This is a genomic window from Neisseria sp. SLRRB23, assembly GCF_050896295.1.
Lineage (GTDB): Bacteria > Pseudomonadota > Gammaproteobacteria > Burkholderiales > Neisseriaceae > Neisseria.
The window spans coordinates 1-14,713 of sequence record NZ_JBPBFH010000004.1 but is presented as its reverse complement, the minus strand read 5'-3'; the positions used below and the strand labels follow the sequence as shown (position 1 = coordinate 14,713).

General features: G+C 52.1%; 16 protein-coding genes, 1 tRNA gene and 4 pseudogenes. 13 read left to right on the top strand and 8 right to left on the bottom strand.

Annotation, left to right across the window (positions count from 1 at the left end):
• Positions 1-202: 202 nt before the first annotated feature.
• The 6 genes and pseudogenes from ACRPFF_RS01600 to ACRPFF_RS01575 form a co-directional block, all read left to right on the top strand.
• Positions 203-549 (top strand): annotated as a pseudogene (locus tag ACRPFF_RS01600) (winged helix domain-containing protein); the annotation flags it as partial.
• 8 nt (positions 550-557) lie between these two features.
• Complete coding sequence (locus ACRPFF_RS01595; RefSeq protein WP_432673639.1) at positions 558-785, top strand: hypothetical protein; 228 nt, start codon at positions 558-560, stop codon at positions 783-785.
• A 70-nt stretch (positions 786-855) separates the two neighbouring features.
• Positions 856-1,128: a hypothetical protein gene (locus ACRPFF_RS01590; RefSeq protein ID WP_432673644.1), complete on the top strand. Its 273-nt coding sequence runs from the start codon at positions 856-858 to the stop codon at positions 1,126-1,128.
• A 16-nt stretch (positions 1,129-1,144) separates the two neighbouring features.
• Positions 1,145-1,284: pseudogene (locus tag ACRPFF_RS01585) on the top strand (cupin domain-containing protein); the annotation flags it as partial.
• Positions 1,270-1,398 (top strand): annotated as a pseudogene (locus ACRPFF_RS01580) (ABC transporter ATP-binding protein); the annotation flags it as partial. The pseudogenes ACRPFF_RS01585 and ACRPFF_RS01580, both read left to right, overlap by 15 nt.
• Before the next feature lie 197 nt (positions 1,399-1,595).
• Complete coding sequence (locus tag ACRPFF_RS01575) at positions 1,596-1,877, top strand: ATP-binding cassette domain-containing protein (protein WP_002244020.1); 282 nt, start codon at positions 1,596-1,598, stop codon at positions 1,875-1,877.
• Between the two features lie 20 nt (positions 1,878-1,897).
• On the opposite strand, the gene ACRPFF_RS01570 is transcribed toward ACRPFF_RS01575, so the two are convergent.
• A complete protein-coding gene (locus ACRPFF_RS01570) occupies positions 1,898-3,124 on the bottom strand; it encodes a YihY family inner membrane protein (protein WP_411713119.1) in 1,227 nt (408 codons plus the stop codon).
• A gap of 98 nt (positions 3,125-3,222) precedes the next feature.
• Here ACRPFF_RS01570 and wrbA point away from each other — a divergent pair, with 98 nt between their 5' ends.
• The 4 genes from wrbA to queD all read left to right on the top strand — a co-directional run bounded on the left by wrbA (position 3,223) and on the right by queD (position 5,592).
• A complete protein-coding gene (gene wrbA, locus ACRPFF_RS01565) occupies positions 3,223-3,825 on the top strand; it encodes an NAD(P)H:quinone oxidoreductase (protein ID WP_118792013.1) in 603 nt (200 codons plus the stop codon).
• A 126-nt stretch (positions 3,826-3,951) separates the two neighbouring features.
• Positions 3,952-4,611 (top strand): 7-cyano-7-deazaguanine synthase QueC, encoded by a 660-nt coding sequence (gene queC, locus ACRPFF_RS01560; RefSeq protein ID WP_432673616.1) that lies wholly within the window; start codon positions 3,952-3,954, stop codon positions 4,609-4,611.
• 32 nt (positions 4,612-4,643) lie between these two features.
• On the top strand, positions 4,644-5,159 hold the full coding sequence (locus ACRPFF_RS01555) for a DUF1543 domain-containing protein (RefSeq protein ID WP_432673615.1): 516 nt from the start codon (positions 4,644-4,646) through the stop codon (positions 5,157-5,159).
• A gap of 10 nt (positions 5,160-5,169) precedes the next feature.
• The gene (gene queD / locus ACRPFF_RS01550; RefSeq protein ID WP_411713116.1) at positions 5,170-5,592 is read left to right on the top strand and encodes a 6-carboxytetrahydropterin synthase QueD; all 423 of its coding nucleotides are present in this window, start codon (positions 5,170-5,172) and stop codon (positions 5,590-5,592) included.
• Between the two features lie 187 nt (positions 5,593-5,779).
• Here the strand turns inward: queD and ACRPFF_RS01545 are convergent.
• Positions 5,780-5,893, bottom strand: a pseudogene (locus ACRPFF_RS01545) (IS5/IS1182 family transposase); the annotation flags it as partial.
• Positions 5,894-5,964: 71 nt separating this feature from the next.
• Between ACRPFF_RS01545 and ACRPFF_RS01540 the strand changes: the two are divergent.
• On the top strand, positions 5,965-6,336 hold the full coding sequence (locus ACRPFF_RS01540) for a DUF1304 domain-containing protein (RefSeq protein ID WP_432673614.1): 372 nt from the start codon (positions 5,965-5,967) through the stop codon (positions 6,334-6,336).
• Complete coding sequence (locus tag ACRPFF_RS01535; protein WP_432673613.1) at positions 6,333-6,971, top strand: 7-carboxy-7-deazaguanine synthase QueE; 639 nt, start codon at positions 6,333-6,335, stop codon at positions 6,969-6,971. Before ACRPFF_RS01540 ends, ACRPFF_RS01535 begins: the two co-directional genes overlap by 4 nt.
• A gap of 332 nt (positions 6,972-7,303) precedes the next feature.
• Here the strand turns inward: ACRPFF_RS01535 and ACRPFF_RS01530 are convergent.
• The 6 genes from ACRPFF_RS01530 to ACRPFF_RS01505 form a co-directional block, all read right to left on the bottom strand.
• Positions 7,304-7,380 (bottom strand) — tRNA-Pro (locus ACRPFF_RS01530).
• An 80-nt stretch (positions 7,381-7,460) separates the two neighbouring features.
• A complete protein-coding gene (gene nagZ, locus ACRPFF_RS01525; protein ID WP_432673638.1) occupies positions 7,461-8,546 on the bottom strand; it encodes a beta-N-acetylhexosaminidase in 1,086 nt (361 codons plus the stop codon).
• Positions 8,547-8,602: 56 nt separating this feature from the next.
• Positions 8,603-10,123 (bottom strand): Na+/H+ antiporter NhaC family protein, encoded by a 1,521-nt coding sequence (locus ACRPFF_RS01520; RefSeq protein WP_432673612.1) that lies wholly within the window; start codon positions 10,121-10,123, stop codon positions 8,603-8,605.
• Between the two features lie 200 nt (positions 10,124-10,323).
• Positions 10,324-11,823, bottom strand: a complete 1,500-nt coding sequence (locus tag ACRPFF_RS01515; protein WP_432673611.1) for a DegQ family serine endoprotease — start codon at positions 11,821-11,823, stop codon at positions 10,324-10,326.
• 137 nt (positions 11,824-11,960) lie between these two features.
• The gene (gene nth, locus ACRPFF_RS01510; protein ID WP_432673610.1) at positions 11,961-12,590 is read right to left on the bottom strand and encodes an endonuclease III; all 630 of its coding nucleotides are present in this window, start codon (positions 12,588-12,590) and stop codon (positions 11,961-11,963) included.
• Positions 12,591-12,635: 45 nt separating this feature from the next.
• Positions 12,636-13,049 (bottom strand): YqaA family protein, encoded by a 414-nt coding sequence (locus ACRPFF_RS01505; RefSeq protein ID WP_432673609.1) that lies wholly within the window; start codon positions 13,047-13,049, stop codon positions 12,636-12,638.
• A gap of 205 nt (positions 13,050-13,254) precedes the next feature.
• Between ACRPFF_RS01505 and ACRPFF_RS01500 the strand changes: the two genes are divergently transcribed.
• Entirely contained in the window at positions 13,255-14,478 is a 1,224-nt protein-coding gene (locus tag ACRPFF_RS01500; protein ID WP_115437602.1) for a sugar MFS transporter, read from the top strand.
• Positions 14,479-14,713 lie beyond the last annotated feature (235 nt).

The window sequence follows — 14,713 nt, the reverse complement described above, 5'->3', positions numbered from 1 at the left end:
CAGACGACCTTTTATTTAATTACAATAAAAATGTTAACAACAAAAAAACAAACCGCTTTTTTCCGTTTGGAGACAAATTTTTAACTAAAATTGTCAACAATTCCTTGACGCACACACAAAAAAACTCTAATATTTGTAACTATATGTAACATTATAAATTTTAAATATTTTCTGAGTAAGGGGAAGTAATGGGCATCCATCTCGACTTCGGCATTCTGCCCCTGATTTCCCTATGCCATTGTATATGCAACAGACTAAAGATACTGATTATTTCCATTCCTGAACATATCGATATGGATATTATCCTTGAATCGGGTGGAGACTAAATGCCAATAATTTGGATACGTTGGAAAAGGGATATTTGATTGGGAATGGGATGAAGATAAGTGTAGATGAGTTGGGGAAAAAAGTGCTAGAACATATCGGTAAGAATGAACCGTTATGTTATTGTTGAAAAATCTACTGGTTAACTTCAATCAGGAAAAACATGAAGAAGTTAGGAAGTTGATTTATCAGTTGATAGAGTTAGATTTTCTGGAAATTTTGTGAGAGATTCTATGAAAAACTGGAAGCAATTTACATTTTTCGTAATATTAGTAATAGCTTGTTATCAATTGCTATATTTTTTATCAGATATGTTTCTTCTCGACTACATTAACAAATATAGTTGGAATTTGAATTTTATTCAGGGTACTTTGAATTTTTTTTCAATATATCTGCCATATGTTTTTGTTAGCCGAGTTTTTAGGAATACTAACCAAGAAAAGGAGTATAAAAATGATTGAACTTCAACTTCATGAATTGAAGCTGGTTTCAGGGGGGCTGTAACAGACAATATAGCTGGAAATGTAGCTAATGCTGCCACAACCAAAGGAGGTCCCACATGGGGGGGATTTTGTTGCAATACTTGCTGCCGCAGCGATAGTTCATTTTCTGCCGAAAAATGCTTTCGGTACTGTTGGTGCAAGTGCTGTATGCAATGTGACTCGTGATTGGATAAATGATGCCGTTAATGTACCTCCTTATAACGGAAGACCAATCTTTGAGATTGAACATGGATCAACTGCTCCCGCAACAAAAGCAGATAAATCAGGAAACGGCTACACTGACGGCACAAATTACTGCTGATATTTCTCATTGTTCAGACGACCTCTAAAAGAACGTACCGATACCGCTTTTCATCTCGAACAGTTCGCGAATCCCAACGCTACTCCGCTTTCAGACAACGTCAGGTTGAGACTAAATGCCAATAATTTGGATACGTTGGAAAAATCGACACTTTTGGATATTTTAAGCGGCAATCTACCTCCCGAATCAGGCAAAGTCATGATAAATGGACACGACATTTACAGCTTACCGCCACGTTTTATCCGCAATTTGAGTGCGATGGTCAAGGACGATGTTTTATAGTGGATTAAATTTAAACCAGTACGGCGTTGCCTCGCCTTGCCGTACTATCTGTACTGTCTGCGGCTTCGTCGCCTTGTCCTGATTTTTGTTAATCCACTATATTTGCTGGCTCAATTGCAGAGAATATCTGTTTTTTCGATACAGAACCAGATAGAGGAAAAATCGAACATTGCGCCTGCCTTGCTATGATTCACGAAGAAATCTCCGCCATGCCTATGGGCTATGAAACCTTGATCGGCGATATGGGCAGCGCACTGTCAGGCGGACAAAAACAACGCATCGTATTGGCGCGGGCCTTATATTGCGAACCGAAAATCCTATTTTTAGATGAAGCGACCAGCCATTTGGATATTGCCAATGAAAAAGCAGTCAATGCAAACTTGAATGGCTTGTCTATCATAAAAATTATGGCGGCACACAGAAAAGAAACGGTGGAATCAGCAGATAGGAAAATGTCTTTAGGATAAAAATACAGTTTCAAAAATACTCAAGACTGCTGCCGTTTTTTCGCCTGAGCGTCAAACTCCGCCAGCGTCATGTTTAAAGTCTGCAAACACGGCGTCATTACTGCATCGACAGCTTGGTTCACATGATCCCTTTCCACAGGCAATGGACGGTAAACGAAGAGCTTGAAGAGTTCGCTCAACTCAATGGAATCCGCCCCCGTTTTCAAAACCCAGCCCTGTCTGCCGGAATAGATATAGCCGTACCGCGCCAGCTTTTCCAGAAGCTCGCCCAACTCGTCGTAGCCCATATTGATATGCCGTCTGAACTCCTGAACGGACAGGGTTCGGCCTTCTTTTTGCGCCGCATCCAGAAGCAGCAGGATTTTCAACACATCGTCAAACCGTCCGCGCGAGTCGAACCCCCTGCGGAAGGCCTCGCCCTGCCAATAAGACAGCGACGAAGTCAGCACCGCGCCACCTAAGACCAGCGTCCACAACAGGTTCAGCCACAACAGGAAAAACGGCACGGCGGCAAATGCGCCGTAAATCGAGCGGTAACCGTCGAAATTGCCCATATACCAGGCGAACAGGAAACGTGCCGTCTCCAGGCAGAATGCCGTAATCAAAGCCCCGACAAACGCCTGCCGAGCGGGCACGAAGCGGTTGGGCACGAAGCGGTAGAGCCCCCACAACAAGACAGTCATGAAAGCCAGCCTTGCCGCCGTCTTTAACGCGTCCGTCCATTGTTGCGCACCGGAGGAGAGTACGGAGTCTTGAACCGACCCGACCATAAAGGAAATGCCCACACCCAGAGACAGTGGCCCGAAAGTCAGCAACGCCCAATAAACGAGGAACTGCATCATCCAGGGGCGTTGCGTGTTAACCCGCCAGATGTGGTTGAACGCATTGTCTATCGTCCGAATCAGCATCAGCGAGGTTACGACCAGCATCACGCTGCCGATGGCGGTCAGCCGGTTTGCCTGATCGCGGAATGCGTCGATATAGTCGAACACCATATCCGCGCCCTGCGGCACAATGGTTTGGTTGACGAAGGAGACGAACGAATCCGACCAGCGGTCGAACACGGGGAAAATCGAAGCGACCGCGACCATTACGGTCAGTACGGGGACGAGTGCCAGCAGCGTCGTAAACGTCATGCTCGCCGCTGCCTGCGGTACGCGCTCTTCACTGAAACGGCGGACGACGAACCATGCAAATGCACAGATTTTATTGTCCGCCAAACCTTGCCAACGTTGTAAAAAGGTCATAATCTCTTACCAGATTTCATGTTTTCAAACTGTTTCAGACGGCATCTGGACAACCGTTATGCCGTCTGAACGCCAAACTATTTTAACGGAATCCGCCCATGAACCCAAATCCCTTCAAAATCCTCGTCCTCTACTACTCTCAAAACGGCAGCACCCTCAACCTTGCCCGCCAAATCGCACGCGGCATCGAAAGCGTCGCAGGCTGTGAAGCCGTATTGCGTACCGTCCCCAAAGTCTCTACCGTCTGCGAAGCCGTCGAAGAAGACATCCCCGACAGCGGTGCGCCCTACGCCACTGCCGAAGACCTCAAAACCTGCGCCGCCCTCGCCCTAGGCAGCCCCACCCGCTTCGGCAACATGGCGGCCGCCATGAAATACTTCATCGACGGCACCATCCCCCTGTGGCTCGGCGCAGAACTCGTCGGCAAACCCGCCACCGTCTTCACCAGCACCGCCTCCCTCCACGGCGGACAAGAAACCACGCTGCTTACCATGATGCTCCCCCTCCTGCACCACGGCATGATTATCAGCGGCATCCCCTACACCGAATCCGCCCTCGGCAATACCCGAAGCGGCGGTACCCCTTACGGCGCGTCCCACGTTGCCGGACATGACGGCAAACCCGTCCTGACCGCAGAAGAAAACGACATCGCCTTCGCACAAGGCAGACGGCTTGCGGAGCTTGCCGTCAAGTTGGCTTAAACAGCCTCCTTTCAGACGGCATGAGGAATGATGCCGTCTGAAAGCGTTTGCCTGTATAATCCGCATCTTTGCCTTTCCGCATTCGCGGTTCGAAAACCTCCCGCGTTACCAAAACTAGGATTCAGTATGTCAAACCAACAAGCCTTGGTCATCTTTTCGGGCGGCCAAGATTCCACTACCTGCCTGATTCAGGCGATTCAAACCTACGGGCGCGAAAACGTCCAAGCCATCACTTTCCAATACGGGCAACGCCACGCCGTCGAGCTGGAACGCGCCCGCTGGATTGCGCAGGATTTGGGCGTCAAACAAACCGTACTCGACTTGAGCCTGATGCGGCAGATTACGCACAACGCCCTGATGGACGAAGCCGCCGCCATCGAAACTGCCGAAAACGGCATTCCGAATACCTTTGTAGACGGCCGCAACGCGCTTTTCCTGCTCTACGCAGCGATTTACGCCAAAGGGCAGGGGATACGGCACATTATCAGAGGCGTGTGCGAAACCGACTTTTCCGGCTATCCCGACTGCCGCGACGTGTTCGTCAAATCGATGAACGTTACCCTTAATCTGGCGATGGACTACGATTTTCAAATCCACACGCCGCTGATGTACCTGACCAAGGCGCAAACTTGGGCGTTGGCGGATGAAATGGGCGCGCTGGACTATATCCGCGAGCAGACCCACACCTGCTACAACGGCATCGTCGGCGGCTGCCACGAATGCCCGAGCTGCGTGTTGCGCGAGCGCGGATTGGCGGAATATTTGGAAAGTAAAAAGGCCGTCTGAAAATACAACCATCATCCGATACAAGCCTTATCATGCCCAAACTTTATATGTTCTATCTCGGCGGTAACGCAGGCCGCTCCAATATCGAAGTGCACGACATTCAGTTTGCCGTGTGCGACGACTACCGCGAAGCCGTCCCCGCACTCAAAGCCGCGTGGTTCGGCGATGCGGACAAAATCCACATTGACGGCTGGCAGATTGTCGAATGGGCGGACGGTTACGACATCGCCGTATCCGAAACGCCCAAAACGAAAATGCCGTCTGAACACACTCCGCGCCTGTATTTTGCCAATGTCGGCGGTTATCGCGCGGGTCAGCTTGCCGAGGCACACGCTTTCGGGCTGTTCGCCGCCGCCACGCCTGCCGAAGCCAAACAAAAAGCCCTGCAAACCCTGTTGACCGACCATGTTCAGCAACATAAAGACAACTTAAAAGACGTGGACAACCTGCTCCGACTCGACCGCATCGGCAAGTACACCATCCGCCTGACCCCGAATCCGCACGGCAAGCCTGCCGAAATCGGTTTTCAGGGCTATCTACCGATTTAAAGTACCCACCATGAAAATTACCAAGATATTTACCTTCGATTCTTCACACATGCTTGACGGGCATGACGGCAAATGCCAAAACCTGCATGGGCATACCTACAAACTCGAAATCACCGTTTCAGACGGCATCGTCAGTGGCGGGCCGAAAGACGGTATGGTAATGGATTTCACCGACCTTAAAGCCATTGTGAAACAATATATTACCGACCCCTTCGACCACGCGTTTATCTACGACGGCGGCAACAGCCGTGAATGCCAAATCGCCGCGCTTTTGGAGGGTTGGAACATGAAAACCCTGAGCCTGCCCTGCCGCACCACTGCCGAAAATATGGCGGTCGAAATGTACGGCCGTCTGAAAAACGCGGGGCTGAACGTGTGCCGCGTCAAATTGTGGGAAACGCCGACATCGTGCGCAGAGTATGAAGGGGAGTAGGGAATATCTTGAACGTATCGATATAGTAAATTCAAATAAGACATGTCCAACCGCGTCATTCCCGCGCAGGCGGGAATCCAGACCTTGATTTATCAGGAATATTTAAAAATTGCAGCAATTCCGAATCTCTGGATTCCCGCCTGTGCGGGAATGACGATGTGGGGCGTCCTTATTTGAATCTGCTTTATAGTGGATTAAATTTAAACCAGTACAGCGTTGCCTCGCCTTGCCGTACTATCTGTACTGTCTGCGGCTTCGTCGCCTTGTCCTGATTTAAATTTAATCCACTATAAAACGGTTTTTTCCAGTAAGGATTCCCCCGTTTTTTCAGACGACCTTCCATATCAAATACACCCATTAAAAGGAACACCCATGAAACTCCTCTCCACCATTCTCGTCCTCTTCGTCGCCGCCGAACATTTCTACATCGCCTGGCTTGAAATGACACAGATTCCCAGCGAAAAGGCGGCGGAAATATTCAAGCTGCCTTATGAATTTATGGAACAAAAGCGCGTGCAGACCCTGTTTAGCAACCAAGGGCTGTATAACGGCTTTCTCGGCATTGGGTTGGTGTGGTCGCGGTTTGCCGTGCCGGATAACGCGGTGTACGGCGCGACGATTCTGTTTCTCGGTTTTGTATTGATTGCCGCCGCATGGGGCGCGTTCTCTTCTTGCAACAAAGGCATACTCGTCAAACAGGGTTTGCCCGCGATGCTGGCAGCTGCTGCGGTATTGGCGGTATGAAAAAAATCAATGTTGCCCCCGGAAATCCGCAATACCGCATCGTCGAAATTTTTGAGAGCCTGCAAGGCGAGGGCTGGAACACGGGCATGCCTGCCGTTTTCGTCCGCTTGGGCAAATGCAATCTGGCGTGCGGCTGGTGTGATACCGATTATTTGACATTCGGAATGATGAGCCTGTCCGACATTTTAGGCCGTCTGAAAACCTACGCCGCTCGCAACATCATCATCACCGGCGGCGAGCCGACCATACAGCCGCATCTCGATACGCTGCTGGACGCGCTCAAGGCGGAAGGCTATTTCCTCTGTCTCGAAACCAACGGACTCAATCCCGCACCGCCGCAAATCGACTATGTCGCCACCAGCCCCAAAGCCTGCTATGCCGCCAAATACGAAAAAAGCTGTATCGAAACAGCCGACGAAGTGCGGATTGTTGCCGACGGCGATGTCGTTGCGTTCTGTGAAAATATGGAACGCAAAATCCGCGCGCATCATTACTACCTTTCGCCCTGCGAACAAGACGGTGCGATGAACATCTACGACACCATCCGCCAAATCGGTATTCTGAACAGCCGCCCCGACGCGTCCATCCATTGGCAGTTGAGCGTGCAGACGCATAAATGGGCGGGGATAGAGTAGTTTATGCAGTGCAACTCAAAGGGTCGGCTTACCGTTTTACCGATGTTTGACATACGGGAAGTGTACCGCTTCCGCGTGAAATTGCCGACATTTCCGCTGTCTAATTGGTTTGTAACCTTACTGAATAAGATGCCGTCGTTGAGTACAAGCTCGGCTTCCTAAATTCCGATAGTCTTTTGAACCTTGCCGATACCCTTTGTCAGTGCACGCAAATAGCAGGGTTAGGGAAAACGAAATGCCGTCTGAAACAGAATGCTGTTTCAGACGGCATTTTTCTGTTGACGTCAAAAGGAAAAACCGCCCCGGCAATGGATGCCGAGGCGGTTTGGATTTGGTCGGAATGAGAGGATTCGAACCTCCGACCCCTTCGTCCCGAACGAAGTGCGCTACCGGGCTGCGCTACATTCCGAATGAATTGGAACGAGATTATAACGTAAAAAGAGCGGCATGCCTATACCGTTTTGCCTTTTTGCCGCGTGTCGGGAGGATTTAAAAGGCCTCTCCGACTTTCACGCCGCCCGCCGTGTCTTGCGGCGAGGCCAGACCGGCAACAAAGGCTTGCGCCGCTTGGAAATCCGTTGTCTGCATAATGGCTTGTGCTGCCTCATGACCGAGCGAGTTTTCCATGTATTGCCAACGTCCGGCCAAATCCGGGTTGTCGGGAATGGTGAAGCCGTCGCGCAATTCATCGACCAAGTCGGGACGGTTGCAGACCAATATGATGTCGCAACCTGCTTCAAACGACAGTCGGGCGCGTTCTTTGATACCGCCGGCTCCGCACGCGCCTTCCATGGTCAAATCGTCCGAGAAAATCACGCCTTTGAATCCGATATCGCGGCGCAAAATTTGTTTGAGCCAGATTTCGGAAAACCCTGCGGGCTTGGTGTCCACTTGCGGATAAACGACGTGGGCGGGCATAACCGCCGCCATACCTTCGCGGCTCATAATGCGGAAAGGGATAAGGTCGGCGGCTTCGAGTTCGTCGAGGCTGCGCCCGTCTTCGGGCAGCACCAAATGGCTGTCCCCTTCGACAAATCCGTGTCCGGGAAAATGTTTGCCGCATGATTTCATGCCTCCTTTTTCCAAACCTTTTTGAAGGGCGAGGGCAAGGCGGGTTACGGCTTCGGGATTGCGGTGGAAACTGCGGTTGCCGATGACGGGGCAGTTTCCCCAGTCCAAATCCAAGACGGGAGTGAAGGACAAGTCGATGCCGCAGGCGGAAAGCTCGGTTGCCAAAACCCAGCCTATCTGCCGGGCTGCGGTTTCGGCGGCAGATGCGCTTTCACTGTCCCAAATTTGCCCTAAGACGTTCATTGCGGGCAAGCGGGTAAAGCCTTCGATAAACCGTTGAACCCTGCCGCCTTCGTGATCGACGGCGATAATGAGTTCGGGTGTGCGAAGTGCTTTGATTTCGGCGGTAAGTTCTTTGAGCTGTACGATATTTTGGAAGTTGCGGCGGAACAGGATGACTCCGCCGACAGCGGGATCGAGAAGGCGTTGCTTTTCCTCTTCGGTCAGACGGAAGGCGGCAATGTCGGCCATGACGGGGCCGCGCGGAATATGGGGAACAGTCATTTCGGTTTGCTCCAAAAAGCTTCAGACGGCATATGCCGTCTGAAAAGGGAAAGGGGTCAGGCGTTGGCGCGTTTTTTATCTTTCAACAGAAAAATCAGCACCGCCAATACAATGCCGGTCGTGCCGAAGCCGAGCAGCGCGGATTTTGTCAGACCCAATGCGAGGTAACCGGCTGCGGCTGCGGCGGCAACCGTCAGGGCATAAGGCAGTTGCGAGGTAACGTGGTCGATGTGGTTACAGCGCGCGCCGGTGGAAGACAGGATGGTCGTGTCGGATATGGGCGAACAGTGGTCGCCGCATACCGCCCCCGCCATCACGGCGGACATACACGGGATAATCAGCGCGGGTTCGACTTTGACCGCCATGGCGGCGGCAATCGGCAGCATAATGCCGAACGTCCCCCAGCTTGTGCCGGTGGCAAACGCCATCACGCTGGCGAGCAGGAAGAGGATGACGGGCAGGAAGCCGGGATGGATGTTGTCCGCAACCAGTGTGGAGAGGTAGTCGCCCGTGTGCATTTCGCCGACAACCGTACTGATGAGCCAGGCAAGGATTAAAATGGCGATTGCGCCGAACATAGATTTCGCACCCTGCCAAACGGCTTTGGGATAGTCGGCGGTTTTAATCGTGCCGAGCGTGCAGAGAACGACGGCAAGGACGCCGCAAGTGCCGCCGAATACCAGCGAAGTGTTTACGTCGGTATTTTCAAATGCCCCCAAAATGCTGAAGGTTTCGCTTGCCTGCGCGCCGGTGTAGATCATGGCGGAAACCGTTGAGGCGATTAAGGTCAAAACGGGAATAATCAACGCGTAAACCCTGCCCTCGATGCCGTCTGAAACGGCTGTTTCATTATGGGTTTCGTTCAAGGCGGCTTGTTCGAAACGTGCCATCGAGCCGATGTCGAAGGAGAACCATGCGACGACGAATACCATAATCAGGGCAAACAGCGCGTAATAGTTCATCAGGCTCATGGCGACAAACGTCCCCATCGGCGTGTATCCGGTGATTTTGTAGGTAACGAGCAATCCGGCAAGCGTGGCGATAATCGACGCGCCCCAGCTTGAAAAGGGCATCAGCACGCACATCGGCGCGGCAGTGGAGTCGAGGATGTAGGCGAGTTTGGCGCGGGAAACTTTAAACTTGTCGGTAACGGGGCGGGCAATCGCCCCGACGGCGAGGCTGTGGAAATAGTCGTCGATAAAGGTTACGAACACGAGGCAGGCGGTCAGCATTTTCGCGCCGCGCCGGTTTTTAATGTGCCGTTTTGCCCAGTCGGCAAACGCCTGATTGCTGCCGGAGTAGGTCAGCAGTGAAGTGAAAATGCCCAAAAGTATCAGGAAAACCAAGATTTTTGGTTTGCCCAGCGACCAATCGCCGTCTGACCAAGCCAAGCCGACGACCATGTCTTTCAGGTGTGTCAGACCGTCGACGGGGTTGCCGCCGACCAAAAAGGCAACGCCGACCAAAATACCGATGCCTAAAGACAGCAGTACGCGGCGGGTAATGACGGCAAGTGCCAGTGCCAAAAAGGGTGGCACAACCGAGAAAAATGAATGTGAATAGTCGATCAGCTGCATGGTTATGGGGGTGTTAAGCGTCCGGATGGGGCGGTTTCTGTCCGCAACGGTTCGGATTTTGTTGGCAAAATGGGCGAAAGTATTTTCTGTTCCGGAAAATACTTATTTGAAATCAATTAACTGATTTTTTAAAATGCCCGTTAATCAGTGTTGACGGGCATTTTATCATCTAAAAAAATATTTTGGTCAAATTATGTGGGTTATTGCAGGGTTAATGCGATAAACAGTGTGTTGCCACGGCGCATGACCAGCAGGGGGACGTTTTTGCCTGCCTTGTCCATAGCTTTGCCGAAACCGTCTTCGTCATTGACGGGGACTTGCCCGACGGCGAGGATTTCGTCGCCGCGCCTCAAGCCTGCGCGTTCTGCCGCGTCGGAAACCCGTACGACGACGAGGTGTCCGCCGCTGCTGTCGGTATGTGTCTGAAGGGTAATGCCTGCGGATTCGACCGAGAACGTACCGGATTGCTGTTCGGTGTAGGGGGCTTCATCTGTTTTGGATGATGCGCCGGTATGCTCGGCGGCGTTGCCCAGCTTGACTTTGACTGTGATTTCTTCGCCTTTGCGCCATACGCCGAGGCTGACTTCTTTTCCCGGCGTAATGGCACCGACCATAACGGGAAGGTCTCCGGAAGAACGTATTTCTTCTCCGTTGAGGCTGAGGACGATGTCGCCCGCCTGCAGGCCGGCACGTTCTGCGGGGCTGCCGGGCAGGACTTTGGCAATCAGTGCGCCGCCGGCTTTGTCCAAACCGAACGATTGCGCCAAACCGTAGGATACTTCTTGAATAATCACGCCCAGTTGTCCGCGTTGGACTTTGCCGGTATTTTTCAGCTGTTCGGCAACATTCATGGCAACGTCAATCGGGATGGCGAAGGAAATGCCCATAAATCCGCCGCTGCGGCTGTATATTTGCGAGTTGATGCCGACGACCTGCCCTTTTAAGTTGAACAGCGGGCCGCCGGAGTTGCCCGGATTGATGGCAACATCGGTTTGGATGAAGGGTGTATAGCTTTCATTGGGCAGGCTGCGGCCTTTGGCGGAGACGATGCCGGAGGTAACGCTGTTGTCGAAGCCGAAGGGTGCGCCGATGGCGGCTACCCATTCGCCGGGTTTCAAGTCTTTGGGATTGCCGATTTTGACGACGGGCAGCTCTTCCGTTGCATCGATTTTCAGAAGGGCGACATCGGATTGGACATCCGAGCCGATGAGCTTGGCGGTATATTCGCGCTTGTCGTTGAGCAGGACTTTGATGCTGCCCATGCCGGTAACGACGTGCGTATTGGTCAGGATGTAGCCGTCTTTGCTGATGATGAAGCCGGAGCCGAAGTTCAATCCACCGTCATCTGCTTCTTCTTGGGGGATTTCGGGCATATTTGGGACGAGGCGTTTGAAAAATTCGTAGAACGGGTCGTTGTCGGCAATCGGGTCGGAATCGTTTTCGGCATTGCCGCTGCCGTTTTGGGTGCGCGGGGCGGGGGCTGCCTGAATATTGACGACTGCCGGACCTTCACTTTGAACCAGTTGGGCAAAGTCGGGCAGCAGCATACTGACGCTGCCGTCGTCTTTGGTGTGTTCGATGCGTTCTACGAAGGATGCTTCTTTTTTGTCCGCACCGAAAAAGCTGCCTGCCTTGTCGCAGCCTGCCAGCGAGGCGGCACACAGTGCTGCCAAAGCGAGGTATTGGTATTTTTTGAACACGTTTCGTCCTTTGTGTNGTGCCGATATTGACTTCAATGCCGTCTGAAGCGCATTTTGTCAGCTTCAGACGGCATGGGATGAAATTCTACAACGTCCGTCCGAATTTTCAAGCATTTCATTTTGAAGGGCGGCAGCGGTCAGGCTTTGGCGGGATATTCGCACAGGTCGTTGATGATGCAGGTTTGGCATTGCGGTTTGAGTGCCTTGCAGGTGTAGCGTCCGTGCAGGATGAGCCAGTGGTGCGCGTCCATCAGGAAGTCTTTTGGGATGAAGCGCATCAGTTTGTCTTCGACTTCGCGAACGTCTTTTCCGGGTGCGATTTTGGTTCGGTTGGACACGCGGAAAATATGCGTATCGACCGCCATAACGGGATGGCCGAACGCCGTGTTCAATACCACGTTTGCCGTTTTGCGCCCCACGCCCGGCAAGGATTCCAAAGCCTCGCGGTCTTCCGGCACTTCGCCGTTGTATTTTTCCAGCAGGATGCGGCAGGTCTGCATGATGTGCTTGGACTTGGTTTTATACAACCCGATGGTTTTCGTATATTCCATCACGCCGTCCAAACCCAAATCCAGCATCGCTTGCGGCGTATCGGCAATCGGAAACAGCTTCGCCGTCGCTTTGTTTACGCCGACGTCGGTTGCCTGTGCCGACAGTAAAACGGCAATTAAAAGCTCGAAAGGGGAGTTGAAATTCAGCTCGGTGGTCGGATGGGGGTTGGCGGCGCGGAAGCGTTCGAAAATTTCTTGGCGGATGTGTCTGTTCATTTTTTTATACGGTGGGTTTGTGTGTTCGGCATTATAACGTATGGTTCAGGCGGCGTAATATTGCATTCCCCACAGAATGAAGGCGTAACGCGCCGTTTTGCCGATAACCAGCATCAGCCCGCTTGTCCACGGATTCAACCGCAGCCAGCCCGCGGCAAGCGGCAGTGCGTCGCCGATGACGGGCAGCCAGGCAAACGCAAGCAGCCATACGCCGTAACGCTTCATTATCCTGATTGTTTTTTCAGACGGCATTTTTCGGGAAGGCAGCAAACGCCCCATCCAATAGGAAACCATACTGCCCAATCCGTTGGCAAGGCCGGCGCACAGCAACGCGCCGTATGCGTGTTCGGGAAAGCGGTGGACGAATAGGGCAAAGGCGGCTTCCGATGTGCCGGGCAGGAGGGTGGCGGAAGTGAAGGCGGAAAAGGCGAGTGCGGCGTAGGCGTAAAAGACGGTCATGTACGGTTTGTGATAAATCAAAATGAGGATTGAAAAAATACAGCGTCGGCGTGCTTGTCGGGATAATAGCGGATGTTGTCCGGCAAGGATATGCCGACGGCTTGCAAATTTGTGAAATGTCAGTATGATTCACGCCGCCCTTGAAGAATGTCAATTTTTGCCGTCCGAACCGTGTAATGTATTCCAATAAAATGAAAGGCAAATCATGTCTGCGCAATCACAAAACAACCATACGTCCCCGTTGGTCGTCTTGACCACGCTGTTCTTCATGATGGGTTTTATTACCTGCATGAACGACATCCTTATTCCTCATTTGAAAGAAATTTTCGACCTGACTTACGTTCAGGCGATGCTGATTCAATTCTGTTTCTTTACCGCCTATGCGGTGATGTCGATTCCCATGGGTACGCTGGTGGGCAAAATCGGTTATAAAAACGGCGTTATCGGCGGCTTTCTGCTGACGGCGGTCGGATGCCTGTTGTTTTATCCTGCTGCGGGCAGCCATTCGTATGCGGTATTTTTGGGCGCGTTGTTTATTTTGGCTTCCGGCGTAACGCTGCTTCAGGTCGCCGGTAATCCTTATGTTACCCTGCTGGCGAAACCCGGCAAGGAATCGGCAACGCTGACGCTGGTTCAGGCGTTTAACTCTTTGGGTACGACCATTGCGCCTCAAATCGGCGCGTTCCTGATTCTGGCAGACGCAACCCAAACCGTCAGCAAGGCGGAACAGATTTCTTCCGTACAGATTCCCTATTTGGGACTGGCGGGGCTGCTGATTATCCTTGCCGTTTTCGTGAAAATGATCCGGCTGCCCGACGCGCAAAAAATTGCCGCCGAGGAAAGCGCGCACAACCACGACGGCAAAACCGGCGTATGGCAATACAAACATCTCGTGTTCGGTGCGGCAGGCATTTTCTGCTATGTCGGCGCGGAGGTGTCTATCGGTTCGCTGATGGTCAACGTATTGGGTTATCTGAAAGGGCTGGATCATGCTTCTGCCGCGCATTACCTGTCGTTCTATTGGGGCGGCGCGATGGTCGGACGTTTCCTCGGTTCGGCGGTGATGGCGAAATTCGCGCCCAACCGTTATTTGGCGTTTAACGCATCGGCTGCGGTCGTGCTGCTTGCCGTCGCGATGGCGACGGGCAGCGGCAATGCGGATGTGGCGATGTGGTCGCTGCTTGCCATCGGTTTTTTCAACTCGATTATGTTCCCGACGATTTTCTCTTTGGCAACCAAAGGATTGGGCAAATTCACCAACGCNGCTTCCGGTGTGCTGTGTACCGCGATTGTCGGCGGTGCGGTCGTGCCGGTGATTCAAGGTTGGGCGGCGGATACTTACACCCTGATGTCTTCGTTTGTCGTTTCCGTTATCTGTTACCTGTATATCGTGTTTTTTGCGGTGTACGGATATAGGGCGGACGAATAATCTTTTTCTTGAGAAATGCCGTCTGAACATCTTTCAGACGGCATTTTTGCGTACCGGTGTTTGCGGCGTGTGTGCCGAGGTTTTAATATAGTGAATTAACAAAAACCGGTACGGCGTTGCCTCGCCTTAGCTCAAAGAGAACGATTCTCTAAGGTGCTGAAGCACCAAGTGAATCGGTTCCGTACTATTTGTACTGTCTGCGGCTTCGTCGCCTTGTCCTGATTTTTGTTAATCC

Bases quoted from the DNA above. Each gene is read 5' to 3' on its own strand.
- nth (WP_432673610.1), bottom strand. From the start codon at position 12,590: ATGAACAGACACATCCGCCAAGAAATTTTCGAACGCTTCCGCGCCGCC.
- ACRPFF_RS01535 (WP_432673613.1), top strand. From the start codon at position 6,333: ATGAAAAAAATCAATGTTGCCCCCGGAAATCCGCAATACCGCATCGTC.
- ACRPFF_RS01505 (WP_432673609.1), bottom strand. From the start codon at position 13,049: ATGACCGTCTTTTACGCCTACGCCGCACTCGCCTTTTCCGCCTTCACT.
- nagZ (WP_432673638.1), bottom strand. From the start codon at position 8,546: ATGACTGTTCCCCATATTCCGCGCGGCCCCGTCATGGCCGACATTGCC.
- ACRPFF_RS01555 (WP_432673615.1), top strand. From the start codon at position 4,644: ATGCCCAAACTTTATATGTTCTATCTCGGCGGTAACGCAGGCCGCTCC.
- ACRPFF_RS01595 (WP_432673639.1), top strand. From the start codon at position 558: ATGAAAAACTGGAAGCAATTTACATTTTTCGTAATATTAGTAATAGCT.
- queD (WP_411713116.1), top strand. From the start codon at position 5,170: ATGAAAATTACCAAGATATTTACCTTCGATTCTTCACACATGCTTGAC.
- wrbA (WP_118792013.1), top strand. From the start codon at position 3,223: ATGAACCCAAATCCCTTCAAAATCCTCGTCCTCTACTACTCTCAAAAC.
- ACRPFF_RS01520 (WP_432673612.1), bottom strand. From the start codon at position 10,123: ATGCAGCTGATCGACTATTCACATTCATTTTTCTCGGTTGTGCCACCC.
- queC (WP_432673616.1), top strand. From the start codon at position 3,952: ATGTCAAACCAACAAGCCTTGGTCATCTTTTCGGGCGGCCAAGATTCC.
- ACRPFF_RS01590 (WP_432673644.1), top strand. From the start codon at position 856: ATGCTGCCACAACCAAAGGAGGTCCCACATGGGGGGGATTTTGTTGCA.
- ACRPFF_RS01540 (WP_432673614.1), top strand. From the start codon at position 5,965: ATGAAACTCCTCTCCACCATTCTCGTCCTCTTCGTCGCCGCCGAACAT.
- ACRPFF_RS01570 (WP_411713119.1), bottom strand. From the start codon at position 3,124: ATGACCTTTTTACAACGTTGGCAAGGTTTGGCGGACAATAAAATCTGT.
- ACRPFF_RS01575 (WP_002244020.1), top strand. From the start codon at position 1,596: ATGATTCACGAAGAAATCTCCGCCATGCCTATGGGCTATGAAACCTTG.